Annotated in this window: 12 protein-coding genes; 6 read left to right on the top strand and 6 right to left on the bottom strand. The window is 66.6% G+C overall.

What is annotated here, in order from left to right; genetic code table 11:
• Positions 1-18 precede the first annotated feature (18 nt).
• From CSW60_RS00495 to CSW60_RS00480, 4 genes are all read left to right on the top strand, one after another.
• Entirely contained in the window at positions 19-2,727 is a 2,709-nt protein-coding gene (locus CSW60_RS00495) for a TonB-dependent siderophore receptor (protein ID WP_099535175.1), read from the top strand.
• A gap of 78 nt (positions 2,728-2,805) precedes the next feature.
• Positions 2,806-4,533, top strand: coding sequence for a CocE/NonD family hydrolase (locus tag CSW60_RS00490; RefSeq protein ID WP_099537505.1), 1,728 nt, complete (start codon positions 2,806-2,808; stop codon positions 4,531-4,533).
• Positions 4,530-5,660, top strand: a complete 1,131-nt coding sequence (locus tag CSW60_RS00485; RefSeq protein WP_099535174.1) for a CapA family protein — start codon at positions 4,530-4,532, stop codon at positions 5,658-5,660. The genes CSW60_RS00490 and CSW60_RS00485 overlap by 4 nt, the downstream gene beginning before the upstream one ends.
• Before the next feature lie 64 nt (positions 5,661-5,724).
• The gene (locus CSW60_RS00480) at positions 5,725-6,225 is read left to right on the top strand and encodes a MarR family winged helix-turn-helix transcriptional regulator (RefSeq protein ID WP_099535172.1); all 501 of its coding nucleotides are present in this window, start codon (positions 5,725-5,727) and stop codon (positions 6,223-6,225) included.
• Between the two features lie 4 nt (positions 6,226-6,229).
• Here CSW60_RS00480 and CSW60_RS00475 read toward each other — a convergent pair whose 3' ends face one another.
• Together CSW60_RS00475 and CSW60_RS00470 are read right to left on the bottom strand one after the other, a co-directional pair.
• On the bottom strand, positions 6,230-7,645 hold the full coding sequence (locus CSW60_RS00475; protein ID WP_099535170.1) for an MFS transporter: 1,416 nt from the start codon (positions 7,643-7,645) through the stop codon (positions 6,230-6,232).
• 132 nt (positions 7,646-7,777) lie between these two features.
• Complete coding sequence (locus CSW60_RS00470; protein WP_236634189.1) at positions 7,778-8,173, bottom strand: MarR family winged helix-turn-helix transcriptional regulator; 396 nt, start codon at positions 8,171-8,173, stop codon at positions 7,778-7,780.
• A gap of 215 nt (positions 8,174-8,388) precedes the next feature.
• Here CSW60_RS00470 and mhpT point away from each other — a divergent pair, with 215 nt between their 5' ends.
• Both mhpT and CSW60_RS00460 read left to right on the top strand, forming a co-directional pair.
• Positions 8,389-9,612: a 3-(3-hydroxy-phenyl)propionate transporter MhpT gene (gene mhpT, locus CSW60_RS00465; protein WP_099535166.1), complete on the top strand. Its 1,224-nt coding sequence runs from the start codon at positions 8,389-8,391 to the stop codon at positions 9,610-9,612.
• 251 nt (positions 9,613-9,863) lie between these two features.
• A complete protein-coding gene (locus CSW60_RS00460) occupies positions 9,864-12,155 on the top strand; it encodes a TonB-dependent receptor (RefSeq protein WP_099535164.1) in 2,292 nt (763 codons plus the stop codon).
• A gap of 44 nt (positions 12,156-12,199) precedes the next feature.
• Here CSW60_RS00460 and CSW60_RS00455 read toward each other — a convergent pair whose 3' ends face one another.
• The 4 genes from CSW60_RS00455 to CSW60_RS00440 form a co-directional block, all read right to left on the bottom strand.
• On the bottom strand, positions 12,200-13,093 hold the full coding sequence (locus tag CSW60_RS00455) for a hypothetical protein (RefSeq protein ID WP_099535162.1): 894 nt from the start codon (positions 13,091-13,093) through the stop codon (positions 12,200-12,202).
• A gap of 289 nt (positions 13,094-13,382) precedes the next feature.
• Entirely contained in the window at positions 13,383-15,182 is a 1,800-nt protein-coding gene (locus CSW60_RS00450) for a CIA30 family protein (RefSeq protein ID WP_099535160.1), read from the bottom strand.
• 26 nt (positions 15,183-15,208) lie between these two features.
• Positions 15,209-17,719: a zinc-dependent metalloprotease gene (locus tag CSW60_RS00445; protein ID WP_099535158.1), complete on the bottom strand. Its 2,511-nt coding sequence runs from the start codon at positions 17,717-17,719 to the stop codon at positions 15,209-15,211.
• A 16-nt stretch (positions 17,720-17,735) separates the two neighbouring features.
• Positions 17,736-20,786 (bottom strand): TonB-dependent receptor domain-containing protein, encoded by a 3,051-nt coding sequence (locus tag CSW60_RS00440; RefSeq protein WP_099535156.1) that lies wholly within the window; start codon positions 20,784-20,786, stop codon positions 17,736-17,738.
• Positions 20,787-21,134: the final 348 nt, after the last annotated feature.

Raw genomic sequence — 21,134 nt, 5'->3', positions numbered from 1 at the left:
GCGCACGGGAGGGCCGCCATGAAGACCACCAGCTCACGCCACGCCTGCGTCTCGCATCTAGCCATGATCATCGCGGCCTGGTCGGCCGCTTCGGTCGTGCAAGCGCAGACCGCGCATCAAAACGCCGCTCAGGACGACACGGCTGTATCCGAGATCGTCGTGACCGGCACCAGCATTCGCGGGGTCGCGGCCGCCGGGTCGCCAACCGTAGGGGTAGGCCTGGAGGAGCTGAAAGCCTCCGGCGCCGGCACGCCCAGCGATGCGCTTCGCATGCTGCCGCAGGTGCTCAATCTCGGCGCCGATGAAAGCCGCAGCACCTTCACGGGCGGCGCTCAGGACGCGGCGGCCAACGCCACCGCCGTTCGCACGGCCAATCTTCGCGGCGTGGGCCCCGAAGCCACCCTGTTGCTGCTGAATGGCCGCCGCCTGGCGCCGAACGGCATCATCAAGGCCCTGGGCGACCTCGACCAGATCCCGACCTCCGCCGTCGCGCGCATCGAGGTCGTGACGGACGGCGCTTCGGCCATCTACGGCTCGGACGCCGTCGCCGGCGTCGTCAACCTGATCACCCGACGCTCATTGGACGGCGGCGAGACCACCGTCCGCTACGGCTTCGCGGACAACGTCTCGCAGAAGCAGTACAGCCAGACCTTCGGCAAGACCTGGGACACCGGCGAGCTGTTCTTCTCGTTCGAACATAACGAGCGGGGCCACCTGTCGGGTTCGGACCGCGACTTCGCCAGCCAGAACCGCACCGCGCGCGGCGGCACCGACGCCCGCCCCTTCACCGCGGCGCCGGGCAACATCGTCATCGGCGGCGTGCGCTACGCCCTGCCCGCGGGCAATGGCGTCGGCGTCAATCCTTCGTCGCTAGTGGCCGGCACGGCCAATCGCTACGACGAGGCGACGGTCGCCGACTTGCTGCCCAAGCAGAACCGCAACACCGTGCTGTTCAACGTCCACCAGCACATCGGCGACAAGGCCGAGGTCTGGTACGAGGGCTTCTATACGCGGCGCAAGTATAACCTGGCCGCGCCGCCCGCCCTGTTCAGCCTGACCGTACGCAACACCAATCCCTGGTTCGTCTCACCGGCCGGCCAGACCTCGGAGACAGTCGAATATCGCCTGACCGAGGATGCCGATCCGAACTCGACGGGCTTCGAGAACGCCCAGCAAAACGCCATCGGGCTCAACTACGACCTGGGCAAGCAGTGGCGGATCGCAGCCTATGCCGACCATAGCGTCAGCCGAGGCTTCCAGGACCGCAAGAGCGTGCTGAACAATGCCGCCCTGACGGCGGCGCTGGCCAGCAGCGATCCCACCACGGCTTTCAATCCGTTCGGCGACGGGACCTTCAACCGCACGAACAACGCGCGACTGCTGGACATCATCGACGCCAACCGCGCGACCTGGGGCACCAACATCGCCAAGGACTACTCGATCAAGGCCGATGGCCCGCTGTTCGATCTGCCGGCGGGCTCGGTGCGGGTCGCGGTGGGCGCGGAGTACCACGACAACCGCTTCAAGCAGACGCTAGAGGCGACCAACGTCCTGGCCAGCGGCGCGGCGACCTACAAGATCGTGCGCAACAGCCGCGATATCAAAACCGTCTACGGCGAACTGTTCGTGCCGATCGTCGGCGCGTCCAACGCCATGCCGGGCGTGCAACGCCTCGAGCTGTCGCTGGCCGGTCGTCGCGAGGACTATTCCGACTTCGGCACGACCTCGAACCCGAAGATCGGCGTGATCTACGCGCCGGTGTCAGACCTGACGCTGCGCGCCACCTACGGCACCTCGTTCCGCGCGCCGTCGCTGGTCGACAGCGCCGACCAGATCAAGAACATCTTCATCCAGAACCTGACCGACCCGACCTCGTCCACCGGCGTCACGCGCGGCATCTTCACCAACGGCGGCAATGGCCAGCTGGGTCCGGAGACGGCCAAGACCTGGTCCGCGGGCCTGGACTGGAAGCCGAAGGCCATCAGCGGCCTCAGCGTCTCGGCCACCTGGTACAAGATCCTGTACAACAATCGGATCGACGTGACGCCGAACACGGCCATGGCCAACGGCTCGGTCTACGCCGCCTACATCATCCGCCGTCCCGCGGCGTCGGACGCGGCGGCCACGGCCGCCTTCAACGCGCTGGTCGCGACGGCCATGACCAGCCCCGACCTGCAAAATCCGGTCGAGCCGGTCGCCAACATCAACGTGTTGATCGACGGCCGTCGCCAGAACCTGGGCCAGCTGGACCAGCGCGGCCTCGACGTCTCCGTTCGCTACGCCTTCACGACGCCCATCGGCGACTGGACGGTGTCGACCGAGGTCGCCAAGGTCCTGAAACTGGAACGCAAGACCGCAGCGAGCGCGCCTTGGCAGGATGTGCTGGACACCTTCGGCAACCCGATCGACCTGCGCGTTCGCGGCGCGGTGGGCTGGCGGTCGGGCGGCTGGGCGGCCAACATCTTCGCCAACTACACCGACAGCTATCTGAACACCGCGATCACGCCGAACGTGAAGGTCAAGAGCCAGACGATCTTCGACGCGACCGCGTCCTACGCCTTCGAACGCGACTCGGGCTTGGCCAAGAACCTGCGGATTTCGGCCAATGTGATGAACCTGTTCGACAAGGATCCGCCGATCGTCATGAACGGCACCTTCTCTTGGGACAGCCAGGCGGCCTCGCCGCTGGGCCGCTTCGTTTCCGTGGAAATCAGCAAGGCCTGGTGATCTCCGATCTTCCCCCCGGGAACACCTTTGGCGGGCGAGCTTGGCTTCGCCCGCCGCTTCTTTTTCAGTGAGCTTCGTATGAAGTGTTCAGCGAGCGCCCTCGCCGCCGTTCTGTCGGCCGCCGCCGTCAGCGCCGCGGCCGCCCCGCCGGCCAGCTTTGGCGCCTATGCGCCGAAAGAGACCTATTCGCAGCAAGTCGCGACCTCGTTCTACCTGCCGATGCGCGATGGGACGAAGATCGCGATCTCGCTCCACCGTCCCGCCATCGACGGCAGGCCGGTGGACACGCCCCTGCCGGTCATCTGGCACCATACGCTGGACATCGAGAAGTCCGGCGTGCGCGAGACGGGCGCGGCCCAATCGCTGACCGATCTCACCCGCGCAGGCTATGTCGTGGCGATCGTCGCGCGCCGGGGCAACGGCGCCTCGTTCGGCGTTCGACGAGGCTACGAGGACTTCACCGAAGGCTTTGACGCCTACGAGATCACCGAATGGCTGGCCGCTCAACCATGGTCGAACGGCCAAATCGGCATGTACGGCTGCTCGAACACCGGCGAAGCGGTGATGCACGCGCTTATCGCCCGTCCGCCGCATCTGAAGGCCGCCTTCGCGGGGTGCTTCGCCTGGGAGCGCTATGACGGCCACACGCGCGGTGGGATCATCGCCCAATACGGCACCGGCCCGACACGAAGCCTCGAGGACGACATGAAGGCCACGCCCGTTCAGGGCGACGAAGACCGCGTCCAGCTTCGCCAGGCTGCCGAGGAACATCAGAAGTCGACCAACCTGCTCGAGCTGATGAAATCCATGCCCTATCGCGACAGCTGGTCGCCGCTGGTCATGGCCAAGTTCTGGGGCGAGGTCAGCATTGGCGCCTATCTGAGTCAGCTGAAGGCTTCGAACGTGCCGCTCTACATCCAGGGCGGCTGGTACGACGACTTCCGCACCGAGGGCCTCATCGCCCAGGCCAACCTGCCGGGCCAGGCGCGCATCGTGATCGGTCCCTGGCGGCACTGCCTGAACGACGGCTTTGATCTGCGCGCCGAGCAGCTGCGTTTCTTCGACCACTATCTGAAGGGCGAAGCCACTGGCATCGAGACCGACGCTCCGATCCGCTACTTCACAATCGGCGCGCCCAAGGGCCAGGAGTGGCGCTCGGCCGAGCGTTGGCCGCGTCCCGATCCGCGCAATGCGCTCTTCCTCGACGCCGAGCAGTTGAAGGCCAAGCCGGCCGCCAGGACCGCCGCGAGCAGCGTCACGGTCGACTACGCCCCCACCTGTCCGCCCGATCCGGTAAAGCCAAATTGGGGCCCCTTCGCCCAGCCCTGTCATCCGGCCAAGGCCAGCTTCGTCTACAGCGGTCCTGAGCTGAAGGCCGATATCGAGATGACCGGCTCGCCGCTCGCCGACCTGTGGATTTCGTCCAACGCGCCGGAACAGGCGGTGTTCGCCTATCTGGAGGACGTCGCGCCGGACGGTTCGGTGACCGTGGTGAGCGAGGGACGCCAGCGCGCTTCGCTGCGCAAGGTCGTGACCGCCCCGTGGGACACGATCGGTACGCCTTGGCGCCGGGCCTGGACCGAGGATCATCAGCCGCTGAAGGCCGGCGAGCCCGTGCGTGTGTCGTTCGACATGCTGGCGGTGTCCTACGTCTTCAAGGCCGGTCACCGCGTGCGGATCGCTGTCAGCGGCGCCGAGCCGCGCGAGCGCGCCCGGACCGAAACGACACCGCCGCCAACCCTGACCCTGCACACGGGCGGCGACACGCCGTCCAGCGTGACACTGCCGGTGCGGAGCGCCCCATGACCGCGCCCTTCAAGCTCTACATGACCGGCGACCTCGTGCTGGACGAACCGAACGCCGACTTCTTCTTCGACAAGACAAGACCGCTGCTGGCGGAAGCCGACCTGCTGATCGGCCACGTCGAGGTGCCGCACACCACCCGCGGTCAGGAGTCGGTCGGCGACATTCCGGCTCCAGCCAGCGATCCGGAGAACCTGAAGGCGGTCGGCCGAGCGGGCTTCCACATGGTCAGTCTGGCCGGCAATCACATCCATGATCGCGGCGGCGAAGGCATCGAGGACACCATCGCCAACCTGACCGCCCAGGGGATCGTCAGCGCCGGCGCGGGGCTCGATCTCGCTCAGGCCCGACGCCCCGCCTTGGCGTCACGAGGCGGTCTTCGCGTCGGCCTGCTGAGCTATAACTGCGTGGGCCCTAAGGATGGCTGGGCGGGGCAGAAACGCGCGGGCTGCGCCTATCTGAAGATCATTACCCACTACGAGCTCGAGAACGCCAATCCCGGCGGCCCGCCCAAGGTCTACACCTTCGCCGATCCCGACACGGTCGAGGCCATGCAGACCGACATCGCCGGGATCCGCGATCGGGTCGACGTGCTGGTCGTGGCCTTCCACAAGGGCGTGGTCCACACCCCGGCCCATATCGCCATGTACGAGAAAGCGGTGTCGCGAGCGGCGATCGAAGCCGGCGCCGACATTGTCATCGGCCACCACGCCCACATCCTGCGGGGCGTCGAGGTCTGGCGCGGTAAGCCGATCTTCCATGGCCTAGGCAACTTCGTCACCGTCACGCGCGCCCTGACGGCGGAGGGCAACGACAATCCGGTCCGCCGCGCGTGGGCGGAAAAGCGCAAGGCGCTGTTCGGTTTCGAGCCCGATCCGGACTACCCGCTCTATCCCTTCCATCCGGAGGCCAAGAACGGCATGGTCGCCGCCTGCCACATCGATGCGAGCGGCGCGATCAGTCCCGGGTTCCGGCCTATCTGGATGACGCCGACAGGCCAGCCAGAACCGCTCGGCGCCGACGCGCGCGGTCGCGGGGTAGCCGACTATGTCGCGGCGATCAGCCATAAGGCCGGGCTCAAAACCGAGTTCGCCTGGGAGGGCGACCGCGTCGTCTTCAAAGGCGCATGACCATTGACCGCGACAGACTAAATCGACGAGGAAGTCATTCAGCCGCCGGAGAAACAGACCGCCGATGACCGCCAAGGCCGAGCCCATCGCGACCGTTGAAGACGACGAACCCCGAGGCGAGATTTCCCTTGGGGTGCTCGACGACTTGGTCGGCTTCCGGATCCGCCGGATCCAGAACCACCTGTCGCGCGCCTTCAACGCCCTGCTGGACCGCGAGGAAATTCGTCCTGGCGCGTTCTCGGCGCTGGCCCTGATCGCGGCTAACCCGGGGCTTTCGCAGAAGACGCTGGCTCGCGAGGTCGGGTTCGACAAGGCGACGATCGTCGCCATTCTCGACAATATGGAGCGCCTGGGATGGACCATGCGCCAGCGCTCACAGACCGATCGGCGCCGTCATCTCCTGTTCGCCACGCCCGTCGGGCTGAAGGCGCTGGAAGAGATGCGCGCCCTGGCCCACGTCAACGAGGCGTCGATCAAGACGGCGTTGACCGACCAGGAACATCAGATCCTGCACACGCTGCTCGACAAGCTCTACAAGCGCTGCTTCGCGGACAGCGATCAGTAAAACCTTAAGCGGCCGCCGGCTCGTTGGCTTTCAGCCAGCGCGCGCCGATCACCAGGAAGATCGCCGCGAGCAGAAAGCCCATGGAGACCACGACCAGCGCCGTCTGCAGGCCCGCGGCGGAAGCATGAGCGCAAGCCTGCGCGACGTCCGTGGCCGCCCCCTTGACCGCCCGGCCGCCAGGACAGGCGGCATGGAACACGCCAAGCGCGGCCGGGAAGGCGTGGCCGGCGACGCTGTCGCTGACCCCGCCCGCCAGCAGCGGACCGGTCATGCCGCCGACCACGGTCGCGCCGAACATGAACACGGCCGCCCCCGTGGCCCGCATCGTGCCGGGCACGATATTCTGCACCGCGGCGTACATCGGCCCATTCTTAAGATTGTAGGCGACCGAGGCTGCCAGCAGCAGCGGAAGCCCCAGCGTCCAGTTCTGCTGGGCGAAGGCCAGGCCATAGAAGAGGCAGGTCAGGACGCCGCCGACCGCTGGCACCAGCACGTATGAGCGTCCGCGCGCGTCGGCCAGCTTGTCGGCCGCCAGGCCGCCCAGAAAGGTTCCAGCCAGGCCGAGCATCCCCCCCAGGCCCACGACGCCGCCCGCCTCGGACAGAGTCAGACCATGGGTGCGGATCATGAAGGAGACGGTGAAGACCGTGACGCCGTTATAGGCCAAGCCGATGAAGGCCCCGCCCACCACCAGCATCACGAAGGCCGGATTGCGCAGCAGGACGCCCAGGTCGGCGAGGAAGGTGGAATTGGACTTTGCTTCGACCTTCGCGAAGGTGTCGGTCTGGACCCGGTCGCGAGGCTCCCGAAGCGTCAGCCAGGCCAGCAGGGCCAGCACCAATCCCGGCAGGCCCACGACCAGGAACGCGGCGCGCCAGCCCCAATGCTGGGCGACCAGCCCCCCGACGATCGGCGCCAGGATGGTGGCGAAGGATGGCGCCGTGCTGACGATCGACATGACCATGCCGCGTTGGCGCATGCTGAAGTTGTCGGCCAGCAGCGAATGGCTGACCGGAAGGCAGCCGCCCTCCCCCATGCCGACGCCGACGCGAAACAGCAGCAGTTGGACAAAGCCTTGGGCGACGCCGCAAAGCGCCGTCATCGCCGACCAGACCGCGACCACCGCCGCCATCAGGCGAGCGCGGTTGGTCCGCTCGGCCAACCTCGCCACCGGGATGCCAGCGACGGAGTAGAACAGCGCGAAAGCCGGACCGCTCAGCAAGCCTAGCTGCCAGTCGCTGAGCCGCAGCTCGCGCTTGATGGGCTCTTGCAGAACGTTGAGCACGATCCGGTCGAGGTAGTTGCAGATCGTGATCAGCAACAGCAGAGCGACGATGTAGATGTGATAAGGTCGCCAGACGATCTTGCTCGTCGCGCCAGCCTGGGACGCATCGACGTCTCCGCGCACGGCGTCAGACATAGGTTTCCTCCATGGCGACCGTCGCCGCGCCTTCGGCGGGCGCTTTATTTGTTTCTACATCATATTGTTTGCAGCGCAAATCATTTGGCAGAAGGCTTATTTGCCCTGGGCGCGGTCGCCTCGCTGGCGGAGCTAGATCTCGGCGATCCGCTCCAGCACGGCCAGAATCTGCTCTTTCTTGAGGTCGCCGAGCGCCGTCAGCACCTTCTTGTCGTGCGCGGCGTGCGCCGCTTTCGCCCCCTGCAGCAGCGCCGAGCCCTCGGGGGTTATCGAGAGCGCATAGGAGCGTCGGTCGCCAGGAACCGGATCGCGCCGCACAAGGCCTCTGGCCTGCAACTGGTCGAGGATGATCACGAGGTTCGGACGCTGAATGCGCAGCATGTCGCCGATCGCCCGTTGCTGGAGGCCGGGCGTGGCTTCGATGACCAGCAGGACGGAGAGATCCGTGACGCGCAGGTCAAAGGGCTTGAGCGCCGCCAAGAGATCCTTGAACACCGCGACCTGCGCCAGGCGAAGCACGAAGCCCACGGTGGTCTCCAACCCGCCCAACGAAGGGGTTGCCTCCGTCGTCGCCTTAAGTTCCGCAGCGTTAGCCATCAACGCGTCTTCCTCGCCTTGCCCGTTCGTAGCACGGCGAGCGGATTCGCGCCGATCGTCGCGAATAGGAGCGACATTCTATAATAGTTATGACACATATCAAAAAGACGCGACGCAGAGCGCGATGATGAGAAGGGGGAGGATCCATGATCGATGGAAACGACATGGCGCGTGGGCGCACGAGCCTGACCGCCGTCGCCATTTGTTGTCTTTTGGCCGTCTTCGAAGGCTTTGACCTGCAATCGGCGGGCGTGGCCGCGCCTCGCTTGGCGCCGGACCTGGGGCTCTCGCCCGACGCTCTCGGATGGTTCTTCAGCGTCAGCACGTTCGGCTTGATGTTCGGCGCCGCCATCGGAGGCCGCCTCTCCGATCGACTGGGGCGCAAGACCACCCTGCTCTTCTCCGTGGCCGTCTTTGGCCTGCTGTCGATCGCGACCGGCCTTGCGAACGACCTCAACAGCCTTCTCCTCGCCCGCTTCCTGACCGGCGTGGGCCTGGGCGGCGCCTTGCCGAACCTGATCGCGATCGTCGCCGAGAGCGTCGAGCCTCGTCTGCGCAGCCGGGCCGTCGGCTTTCTCTATGCGGGCCTGCCCTGCGGCGGGGCGATCGCCAGTCTGGTCAGCCTAGCCGGCGCCGATCCTTCGGATTGGCGGGTGATCTTCCATGTCGGCGGCGCCGGTCCCCTGCTCGCCCTGGTGCTGGCCATTCCCCTTTTGCCCGATCCGCCGAAACCTATTGCCGAGGCTCGCGACGCCTCCGTCCAGAAGGCCGGCTTCGCCGAAGCCGCGTTTGGCGACGGACGCGGCCTGACGACGCTCCTTCTGTGGGTCGCGTTCTTTCTGGCGCTGCTGATCATGTACCTGTTGCTGAGCTGGCTGCCGTCGCTGCTGATCGGCAAGGGCCTTAGCCGACCCGATGCGGGGCTGGTGCAAATGGCCTTCAACCTCGCCGGGGCAGTTGGCAGCGTCGCGACGGGCTGGCTGATGGATCACCCCAACAGACGAACCCTGACCATACTCGCGGTCTTCGGCGCCTCGGCCATCGCGCTGACCGCCGCGGCCTCGGCGCCCGCCTCGCTCTCGATCTTCCTGGTCGTGGGCGCGGCGGTCGGCGCCACGATCTCGGGCGTCCAGTCCACGGTCTATGGCATGGCGCCGAGTTTCTATCCTACCCGCCTGCGGGGCACCGGCGTCGGCGCAGCCGTCGTCATGGGCCGCCTAGGCTCGGCCGCCGGTCCCTTGCTGGCGGCGTCGCTGATCGGCGCGGGACGGCCGCCCAGCCAAGTTCTCCTGGCGCTTCTGCCCATCCTCGCGGCTGGCGGCGTCGCCTGCCTGTGGCTGAGCGGCCGCACGACTTCCAGCGACGACTAAGTCCAAGCCTTCTCGGTTGTCGAGAGGCTGAACGCGTCCGCTCAGCGCGAGCGGGCGCGCATGCCTCTGCGTGCGCCCGAGGCTCGCAAAGCGCGACCTTCACGCAACATTGTTCTTTGATTTTCGGAACGCCGCGAGAGGCGGTTGCACGCGGCATACAATCATGCTCTGAAATAGTTAGTACGCATAACAATCAGAACGGTCACGAGCGCTCGCGCTGGATGATCATCGACGTACCGGGAGGAAAACCTATGCCCAGGATTGGGACTATCTCCGGCCGCCTGCGCGCCGGGGGACTGATGGCTTGCGCGGTGGCCGGTGTTCAGGCGATCGCGACACCGTCCGTCGCTCAGAACAACGACACCCAAACGGCCCAGATCGAAGAAGTCGTCGTGACGGCTCGCCGCCGCGAAGAGCGACTGCAGGACACTCCCGTCGCCGTCACGGCGCTTGGCGGAGAGGCCCTGCAGAGCCGCGGCGTCGAAAGCGTCGACCAGATCGCCAAGTTCGCGCCCAGCATCCGCTTCGACGGCGCCGCGGCGCTTAGCGGCGGCAACTACAACGCAACGGTCTTCATCCGGGGCGTCGGCCAGAACGACTTCGCGATCTTCAGCGATCCCGGCGTCGGGGTCTATGTCGACGGCGTCTACTACGCCCGCTCCATTGGCGGCACGCTGGACGCCTTCGATGTCAGCCGCATCGAAGTGCTGCGCGGCCCGCAGGGCACCCTGTTCGGCAAGAACACCATCGGCGGCGCGGTGATCATCACCACCGACCAGCCGAAGGACGTGTTCGGGGGCAAGATCGAGGGCGTCATCGGCAGTCTCGATCGCCGCGACGTCAAGGGGCACGTCGACATCCCGCTCGGCGACAAGGTCTCCGCGCGCCTGTCGGCCGCCCGCCTCACGCGCGACGGCTATGGCAAGCGCCTCCTGACCGGCGACGACCTGGGCGATCGCAACGCCACGGCGGCCCGCGCCCAACTGCGCTGGGAAGCCTCGGACGCGGTCACGGTCAATCTGTCCGCCGACTACACCCGCGCCCGCGAACATTCCGCGCCGCAGAAGCTTCTGGTGATCGGCTCGGTCCCCGGCTTCGTGGCCGGACCGTTCATCGCCAACTTCAACACCTATGTCGCGCCTGGCCTCGGCATCACCGCGCCGAACGGCGCCAAGACGCTCAACACCTCGTTCCTGACCAACGATCCGTACACGACCTATGGCACAGGCCCGAACATCAACGATCTGGACCTGTGGGGGACCTCGGCCACCGTGGACTGGGATCTCGGCGCGGTGTCCTTCAAGAGCATCAGCGCGATCCGCGGCCTGAAGGCCACCTTCGCGCGCGACGGGGACAATACGCCCTTTACGTTCCGCGAGACCTTCAATCACGACGTCCAGGCGCAATACAGCCAGGAATTCCAGCTCAGCGGCCAGTCGTTCGACAATCGCCTGACCTGGGTCACCGGCGTCTACGCCTTCCGCGAGCGCGGCACCGACTCCGGCTACGCCAAGCTGGCCCTAGGTCTGGCCCCCGGCGTCTCGCCGCCGCCCTACAGCCCGTCGGCGGCGGTCTACACCAAGGTGACCAGCACAACCTACGCCGCCTTCGCCCAAGGCAGCCTGACCCTGACCGACCGCCTCAGCGCCACGCTGGGCGCGCGCTACAACCGCGATGAAAAGGACTACGTCCTGGATCACCGCCGCATCCGCGACGGCGGCGTGATCGCCCAGCTGTCGCGAAGCGGGTCGTGGAACTCGTTCACGCCGAAAGTCGGCCTGGAATATAAGGCCACGCCCGACATCCTGCTCTATGCGTCGATCGGCAAGGGCTTCAAGAGCGGCGGCCTCAATGCGCGTCCGCTCAACGACGCCTCGGAAGTCACTGAATATCAGCCCGAGACCCTGCTCACCTACGAGGCCGGCGCCAAGACGTCGTGGCTGGACCGCCGCCTGATCCTCAATGTCGCCGGCTATTTCAGCGACTATCAGGACATCCAGGTGACGGTGAACCAGACGCCACGCAACTTCGTCGCCAACGCGGCGGCCGGCGAGGTCAAGGGCGTCGAGGTGGAACTGCAGGCCCGGCCGACGACCAACTGGAGCTTCAACTTCGGCGGCGGCTACATGGACGCCAAATACACCGAGGTCGGTAACGGCCTGGCGGCCGGTCAGGTGCTGCCGATCACCCTGGCGACGCATTTCGTGAAGGCGCCCAAGTGGACGCTGAACGGCGGGGTCGAGTACGGCCACGATCTGCCCAACGGCGGGCGAGTGACCGCGCGGGCCGACTGGACTCACTACAGCACCGTCTACAACGACGTCGCCAACGACCCCGACCTGACCCAGCCCGCCTACGACCTGTTCGGCGCGCGCTTGGCCTATGCGTCTCCGGACCAGCTCTGGCAAGTGGCGCTGTTCGGCTCGAACCTGTCGGACGAGCGCTACAAGGTGTCCGGCAATGCTTCCAGCGGCTTCGGGCTGAAGGAGGCCAGCTATGGCCGTCCCCGTGAATGGGGTCTCAGCCTCAGCCGAAAGTTCTAGTCAACCTCAACGCCTTGCCCGAGCGCTCGCCGTTTCGGGCAAGGCTATCGACTCTCGGCCTGGTAGTCGGCTTCCCACCAGCCCAGCAGATCCCTCTCACCCATAATAGAGAAAAAGCGCATCAGGATCAGACGATGACGCTCGGCGAACTGCCGCCAGATGGGCGTGTCGAGCAGTTCGGCGGTGATCAGGTAGCCGCGAGACGCCTTCTGACACAGACCGTTCTCCGCCAGCCGCAAAGCATTGCGCCTTACGGTTTCGAACGGCATGCCCAGCGATCGCGACAGGGACAAGGCGGAGACGGGTCGCCCAGCGCCGGACTCTGTCGCCTGGCTCGCGCGCAGAATCGTAAACAGCAGAACGATGCCGAGCGGCTCCTGGACCATCGACAGAAGCGTCTCGATCAACCGCAGGAAATGATCCCCCCAGAGCCTCATCATGTATCGATGGGGCGGCTCTCCATCACCAAGCCCGCCAGCTGGCGGGCCCAGCGCGCCCGAGCGCCTGAGGGCGATATAAAGATCGCCGAGCGCGCGCCAGGTCGCCTTGGCGGTTTCGATGTAGACCGGGGTCTCGGTGACGCTCTTGGGCATGAAGACCCCGGCGTTCGTCTGGACCAGAAACCCGGACTCGACCATCAGCGCCACGCGCCGGCGCGCGGTTTCCTGCGGAATCCCAAGCGATATGGCGATCGACCGCGACCTTACCGGCCTGCGCAGTTCGTCGGGCGGTGAACTGCTCAAGCCCGCATAAGTCTTCTGGAACGCCAGGTTGCGAGCCATCGGCGCCAGGTTCGCTTGGGCGATCGCCAGCGCTAGAATCGTGTCGAGCGCCGAGCGAAAGGTCCCCCTGAGGAAGCCGCTAGCGATCAGTTCAGCCGAGAGCGCCAGACAAAGCCTTTCGACGTCTCTGTCCGTACTCGAGGCCGGCGTCGTCATCGCCCGAAATCCTCGTCAAGCCCCTTCCCAAATACTAAGCGCACAACACATGCCCCTGAGTCCCGCCTCGCAACATTTAGGCGTTGCGTTCGGCGGGCGCAATCAGGGCGCGCCAAGACTTGAACCGTCCGCCGCAAATACACCGAGATCATAAAATCATGCCGCGAGACGCATTGCGGACGCCACGCCTCAGGCGCGGCGTCCGGCGTCCCCACAAGAATTGCGCCAAGTGGGCCTAATCCGCGACGCGGTTAAGTCGCTCCAGGGCCTGGCGGCGAAGTGCGGGGACTCAATAGAACGTCACGTCGTCGAGCTCGAACCACAGCTTGCGGCCAGCCGGACGCGAACCTGACACGCCCACCTCCAGCAGATCGGTTCCGGTCCATGCCCCCTCGCCTCGCCCCGAGCGTTTGAACTCGGTGAAGGGCACGGCGACCTTCGTCCAGGTCTTGTCGGCCGACACCGTAGCCGCCCACGAGCCCGAGACGCTGTTGATGACCACGACATAGGGCCCGCCGTCGCCGCGCAGCTCGAAAGTCACGCCCTTGAACGCCGAGGCGTCGACCGGCTCGACCGAGCCGCGGCTCAGCGGCAGCAGGACCCCGGCGTCTGGTTCGGGCTTCTCGGCCATCTTGGCCGCCACGCTCAGCACGTGGTCGCCGTCCCCGCGATCGATAGTCTGGAGAACCTCGACGCTGCGGTCGCGACCGCCATCGAAGTCGCTGAGCCTTAGCGTGTCGAGGCTGGTGCGGCCGTCGGCGCGCTCGAAGTCGTCGACCAAAGGCCCCTTGGCCTTCAGCACCGGCATGGTGGGCTTGTCGTTGGCGGGCGAGCGGATCGCGCCAAGCCCGAAGACCGCCTTGCCGTCGATGAAGACACGCTCGACCTTGCGGACGTCGGTAATGGTCGTCCACGGCTGGCCGGCGATCAGCACGAAGTCCGCGCGCTTGCCCTTTTCCAGGGTGCCCCGGTCGGCCAGCAGGTTCATGGCGCGGGCGCTGGTGGCCGTGCCGGCGATCAGGGCCTCCGAGGGAGTCAGCCCGGCCTGGACCAGCAACTCCATCTCGCGCAGGGTCGAGACGCCATGCGCCGTGCCGGGCATGCCGGCGTCGGTGCCAAGCGCGATCGGCACGCCGGCGTCCTTTAGCGTCTTCACGTTGGCCAGGGCGTAGCCGAACTTGCGGGCCGCTTGCTTGGCGCGGGGGCTGTCGGCGTCGGCCGGCGGCTTCTGGCCCGGCTTGACGGGTTCGTACACCGCCAGGGTCGGCGCGTAGTAGGTGCCGTTGGCCTTCAGCTTGGCGACCGTATCGGCATCAATTGGCTCGTCCTGCAAGCTGTGGGCGATGATGTCGACGCCGCTGTCGGCCGCGACCGCGCCGCGCTCCACGGTGACGGTGTGCGACAGGACCTTGAGGTTCAGCTTGTGGGCCGCGTCCGTCAGGGCCTTCAACGTCCAGCCGTCCATGCTGGTGTTGTCCGGAGCCGAGCCGTAACGCCAGCCGTCAGTGAAGGCCTTGATGGCGTCTGGCTTGTAAGGGGCCAGACCCTCGATGGCGGCCTTGGCCGCTTCGGGCGTGTTGACCCAGCGGGTGGTGGCCTCGTCGGCCCAGTCCGCGCCGTGGCCGCCCGGCGTGCTGACGCGAGCCACGAAGTTGACGTGCGGCGCGGTCAGGGTCGATAGCCACTGGCGGCGCGGCGCGAAGGATTCCGGCTGCTGGTGGAAGTCGTTCACCGTGGTCACGCCCGAGGCCACATAGGCGTCGGCGATCTTGGGCGTGATGGCCGGCGAGCCGGCCGGGGTCCAGTGCGTATGAACGTCGAAGAAGCCCGGCACCACCGCCTCGCCCTTGGCGTCGATCACCTGTGCGCCCTTTGGCGGCTTCGCCTTGGGACCGACATCTACGATGCGGCCGTCCTGCGCCACCAGAACACCCTTGTAGGGCGCCGCGCCCGTGCCGTCGAAAATCTGGGCGTTGATGATCGCGACGGCGGGCGCAGCGGCGTGGGCGGTCAGGGGCAGCAGGACGCTGGCGGCGATCAGCGCGCCTCGGAAGCTGGCCTTGGAGAGCCCGAGGGGGAGAACAGTCATGAGACGCTTTCTTTCTGGAGTACGCATTACAAATCCGCGCTCGGAGCGCAGAACCAGCAGTCTTCGCCGCCAATCGGCATGCCGGGCGGCAGAGCCTCAACCGCGCCGGAGCGAGGCGCGGCCAGGGCCTGCCTGGCGCCGGGGTCGTCACTGAGCAGGGCCCGCGACAGCATGGCGGCCTGATCGCCCTCGGCCCCGCCCCCCTGGTAGACGGCCAGGCTCTTGCCGAAGGTCCGCAGCGCCGCGTCGATCTGGGCAGCCGCCGTCGGCGAGAGCGACTTGTCGCCCTGTGCTTCGATCAGGTCGCTGACGACGCGCGCGCGGATGCGACGACGCAGGTCGCCCAACCGCCCCTGAGCATCGCTTGGCGCCACGGACGCCAGCAGGCGCTCAGCCAACTCGGCAACGCCCAGCTGAGCCGGGTCGCGGCGATTCTGCTCGACCACCCGGTTCAGCCGTTGCGGATTGAGCAGCAGCGACACGGTCTGGTCGGCCGCCATCTCGGCGGCGGTCGGCAGGTCGAAGATCGCCGGGCCCGAGGTCGGGAAGATTTCGATCTCGTAGGCCTTGTCCCGCACGCCCGACTGACCGGACGACAGCAAGTTCAACAGGGGATCGGGCAGATCCAAAGTGGCCGCATCCGTGGTCCGCAGCAGGGCGTCCAGCGCCTTGCGTTGGGTGGCGGCCGCCGGGATCGACGCGCTCTCGTGACCATCGCCGCGCACGGCGTAGGCGTAGTCGACGCCGCCGATCAGCTTCACGGCGGCTTCGACCTGGTAGCGATGGAAGAGGTAGATCGGCGCTAGGACGCGCTTCAAGTCCGCCGCCGGCGCGCCCTTAGGCAGGTTGGCCAGACCGAACCGGCTGAGCGCGATCCTGCGCACGGCCAGCACATGATCCAGCTCCGCGACCGCGTCGGGACCGTTGTCCCATAGCGCGCCATAGGGCTGCCCCGCCGAACCGCTGCGCGAGTCGCCGTCGGTGACGTAGCGGAGCCCCTTGGCCTGAGCCTCGCGCGCCAAGCGGTCCAGGCGCGCGGCCTCGTTCGAACCCGGCGCGCCCTGCGAGTAGAGCCAGTTGATCGCGAAACGATCCCAGGCCCCCACGCCCTTGGCGTAGGCGTCGGAAAGGTCCAGGTGGTCGCCCTGGATCTTCACCTGCGGGGCGGGATAGTCCATGACCGACGCACGGCCATAGGTGCTGCCCGCGAAGTTGTGGGCCAGACCCAGGGTGTGGCCGATCTCGTGCACCGAAAGCTGGCGGATACGCGCCAGCGACACCGTGAGCGGATCGTCGGGACCGCCCTTGCCCGTCTTGTCCGCGCCAACGAGACCTTCGAAGATCAGCCGATCCTGGCGCACGCGCAGCGAACCCAGCTGGACGACGCCGCGGACGATCTCGCCCGTGCGCGGGTCGACCACCGTGGTTCCGGTCGACCAGCCCCGGGTCTGGCGGTGGATCCAGTTGACCACGTTATAGCGCGCGTCCATCGGGTCGACGCCCTCGGGCAGCAACTCCACCCGGAAGGCGTCGATATAGCCGGCCTCCTCGAAGGCCTTCGCCCACCAGCGGCCGCCTTCGATCAGGGCCGAGCGGATGGGTTCAGGCGCGCCGCGATCGACGTAATAGACGATAGGCTTCTTGACCGGCGAGCGGGCCGCGGCCGGGTCGGTCTTCTCGAGCCGGAACCGGCGCGCCAGGCGCTGGACGATCGGCTGGTCTAGCGGCGCGGCGTAATCGGCGAACAGCACCTGGGCGGAGGTGCCCGTGCGCGGATCGTAGGCGCGCGGGATAAAGCCCGGGGCCGGCAGACGGATGAAGCTGTGGTGGACGCCAAAGGTCACGGCGCGACCGTCGGGAACGATGCCGTTCACCTCGCCCCCCGGCTCGTCGGCGGTGAAGGTCTGCCGCGTCTCGAACTCGAGATTGTCGGGGAAGACGCCCGTAAGCGGCAGGTCGACATAGCTGAGCGACGAGGCCAGCTTGTAGGCGCCCTGCTTGCCGCGCTTGAGCCCGCCGGTGATGTCGAAGGCGTCGCGCAGCAGGAACGAGGCGATATCAACTGTCACACCGCCGTCGGGCGTGTCAGCGATCACATCGCCCGACCAGACCACCGAGGCGGGAAAGCTGTCCTGGACGGTGCGGGCTTCCTCCGGCGTGCCGCCGACGGCGCGGAAGCCGTAGTTTTCGAAGGCGATCAGCACCTTTTTGCCGACGCGCCGGAAGATCAACACCTGGGTCTCGCCGGTGGCGGCGCGATCCAGGCCCACGGGCGTCGATCCCAGGCCGCCGCTGAGGCTGGGCTGGTAGAGGAACCGTCCCGACACCCCATCGGCGGCCGGAGGCGGCAACGTCACGATCACGGCGTTCTTGGCCGCGTCGGTCTTCACCGGCAACAGGGCCGCTGGGGAGGCGACCGCCGGCGCCGAGGCGCCAGCGGTCTGAGCGAAGGTGGCCGGCGCGGCGGCGAGCGCGAGCGCGACCAGCGCGCTCGAAACCCGCCAGCGCGCCCGGTAAGCGCTGAACTCGTACTTCACGATCCGCCCCTTGTTCCTAGAACGTCTTCTTGACCGAGACGTACCAGTAGCGAGCGTACGGCAGATAGACCGTTCCGTCGTAGCCGGCCGAGCTCAGCGGCGGATCCTTGTCGGTGAGGTTGCGCACGCCCAGGCGCAGTTTGGTCTGGGCCTGAGCGAAGTCGTACTCGCCATACAGGTTGGCGGTGATCTGCGACTCCACGACCCAGGGGGCGCCGGCGGAGTCGATAAGCGCCGTGTCGTTGTATTCGCCGATATACTGAGTGAAGCCGCCGACAGTCAGTTGCTTGTAGCGCCAGGTCAGAGCGGCCGAGACCTTCCAGTCCGTCTTGCCGTTCTGTTGGAGCAGGTTGCCGCCGCCGGAGATGGTGGTGCCGGCGTTGATCTTGCCCGCGCTGCGCGCCGCCAGAAGTTCGGCGATGCCCGGGGACGGCGACTGGTAGTACTTGATCAGGTGCGCGGCGTTCACGTTCAGGTCGAAGTCACCAAACTTGTCCGTCGACAGACGGTACATCAGGCCCAGGTCCAGCCCTTCGACGTCCTGCGGCTGCAGGTTGGTGTACTTGTCGTTGACGTACAGGACCTGGCCCGCGGCCGCGAGACCGGTGCCGGCGAAGGCGGCGATGTCGTCCGTGGTCGGCGCGGCGCGGATCACGTTCGGATTGCTCGAACCGGACTGACGCAGCAGGTAGTCGAGGATCAGCGCGTTGCCCTCGCCGAAGACCCCGATCAGGCCCTTCTGCTTCACCTTCCAGTAGTCGGCGGTGAAGGTCAGGCGGCCATATTCCGAAGGAATGAACTTCGGCTCCAGAACGACGCCGTACGACAGGGTTTCGGACTCTTCCGGATTCAAGTCGGGGTTACCCGCCCGTCGCGCGGTGGTCAGGAGCGAGCGCGAGCAGCCGGCGAACGAGGTGATGCGGCCCGCGCGCAGGTCGGCCTCGCAGAAGGCGTAGTCGGTTCGGGTGTTCGAACGCGACACCACCGTGGCGTTGATCTGCTCCAGGTTCGGAGCCCGGAAACCCTTGGCCCAAGAGCCGCGAATGCGGACGCCGTCGACTAGGTCCCAGGCGCCGGCGATCTTGGGCTTCGCCGTGTTGCCGAAGTCGCTGTAGTGCTCGTAGCGACCCGCCAGTTGCAGATCCAAGCGATGGACCAGCGGGATCGACATTTCTGGCGAGACCAGAGGAACGGCGAATTCGATATAGGTCGAGGCGACCGAGCGGTGACCCTTGGTGTCGGGGTTCATGCTGGAGTTGATCAGGTCGCTCAGCACCGCGCCGCTGATCGGGTCGGTGAAGGTGATGGTGCCGTCGATGCGCTTGTCGCGGTCATCCAGCTGGGTCTCGCGACGCGCCTCGACGCCGGAGGCCACGCCCACATCGCCAGCCGGCAGACTGAAGAGATCGGGCTTGGAGACCTTGAAGTCCCAAGACGCCAAGGTGCTCTTGGTGCGGCGCTTGATCTTGACGCGGATGGCGTCGATCGCCGCCTCGCTGTTGCGGGTGGTGTCCGCGCCGCTGGGATTGTTGATGTCCGAGCCGTTGAAGACGTTGTAGGCGTCGGGCGTGGACAGCGCCAACTGAGCGTAGAGCTTGGTGTTGGAGATGTTGTCGCTGATGTCGTCGGCGGTGGCCTCCGAATAGACCAGGGCCGACTCCCAGTCGAAGCCGAACTTCCGGCCGCGAACGCCGCCGAGCACCCGGTACTGGTCGTTGGTGACGTCGACATGGGTCAGGCCCAGATCGGCGAAGGTGTAGCCGCGCAGGGTCAGGGGCAGGCCGGCGGCCGGGACATTCAGGTTAGGCAGGCGGTTGGGATTAGTCGTCCCGTTGGCGAAGGTCACCGGACCGAAGGGGTTCCAGTAGTTGCTGGCCGGGATGCTGATCACGCCCGAGGACAGCGTGGCGATCGGCGCTTGCAGGGCGCTGGTCTTGGCGTGGTAGAGGCCCAGTTCGCCAAAGACCGTCAGGTCCTCGGAGACGTCATAGTGGCCCGTGAAGAAGACATTGGTCCGCTTCAGCTCCGGGATCACCGTGGTGCCCAGGGCGGCCGAGTTGAAGCGCAGATCGCGGTCGGCGGCCGAGGTCGCCAGAGCGCCGTCGTCGATGCACATGCCGCCGCTGATATTTAGCTGGCAACCGGCGAAGGTCGACGGCTGGATGTGGAAGTAGCCGGCGCTGCTGGTCAGGGCCGTGGTCCCTTGACGCACGGTTCCGAAGCTCTGCGGCGTCTGGACATAGGCCCAGGGCGTCGTGGTGCTGCGACTGTCAAGGCTGGCGACGCCCGCGAAGCGCGTGTTGGCGAACAGCGGACGGCGATCCAGAGAGGCGGTGTAGTCCTGATCGGTCGAGCGCATGCGCGTACGCTGGTCGTACGAGACGAAGGCGCTGATGTTGCCGCGGCCGTCGGCGAAGTTCTTCCCGCCAAAGGCGTTGAAGTTATACTCCTTCAGGTTCGTGCCCTCGGCGAAGCCGTACTGGGCCGAGGTGGTCAGGCCGTCGATGTCGTCCCGGAGGACCGTGTTGACCACGCCGGCCACGGCGTCCGCGCCGTAGATGGCCGCCGCGCCGTCGCGCAGCACTTCCATGCGCTTGAGGCCCGTCACCGGGATGGCGCTGGTGTTGTAGGTCAGCACTGGCACGAGGTTGTCGTTGGCCTGGCTGGTCGGGTGGGTCACCACGCGGCGGCCGTTCAACAGCACCAGGGTGTTGCCGATGCCCAGGTTGCGCAGGTTCACCGAGCCGACGTCGCCCCGCGCGCTGTTGCTGGAGCCCGGCAGGTACTGGGCGTTGAAGTTCACGTCGCCCATCTGCGGGATCGACCGGAACAGTTCGTCGCCGGACACGGCCCCAGACGCCCCGATCTGGTCCTCGCCCACCACCGTCACTGGGAGGGCTGCGTTGACCTTCGCGCCCTTGATCTGCGAGCCGACGACCACGACGGCCTCGATCTCGGTGGGCTCCGCCCCGGCCGGCGGCGTCGTCTGCGCCCAAGCATGCGCGGCGAAACTCGCGGCGCATAGCGCGGTAGTGGCAAGCACCAGCTTGCGGTGATTAGTGATCATGTAAGCCCCTCCAATAAACGCAACGCGCAAGCCTCCCCCTGCCCCGCTCCCGAGAAAGCAGGGCATGGCTCACGCCACACTCCGAACACAAATGGATCGGACAGCCCTTAATCCCATCAAATTAGTCGTGTTTTAAATTGGAATTTTTCTGACGATAGACGCAGGTTTGATCAAATGGACATCCCAAAATAGGCGCCTTTGCCCAAGCCAAAGGCAAAAAATTACCCAAATAAAGGGATTGACGAACGTGAAGATGCGCCTCTCGCGCTGCAGGGCTGGCTTCTGAAATTATAGAGAGTAGCGCGTGCTGATTCACGGACTTGGAAGCCCCGCCCCGCCTTTGGTGTG

Source organism: Caulobacter sp. X, from assembly GCF_002742635.1.
GTDB lineage: Bacteria > Pseudomonadota > Alphaproteobacteria > Caulobacterales > Caulobacteraceae > Caulobacter.
This window is presented reverse-complemented; position numbering and strand designations above follow the sequence as displayed.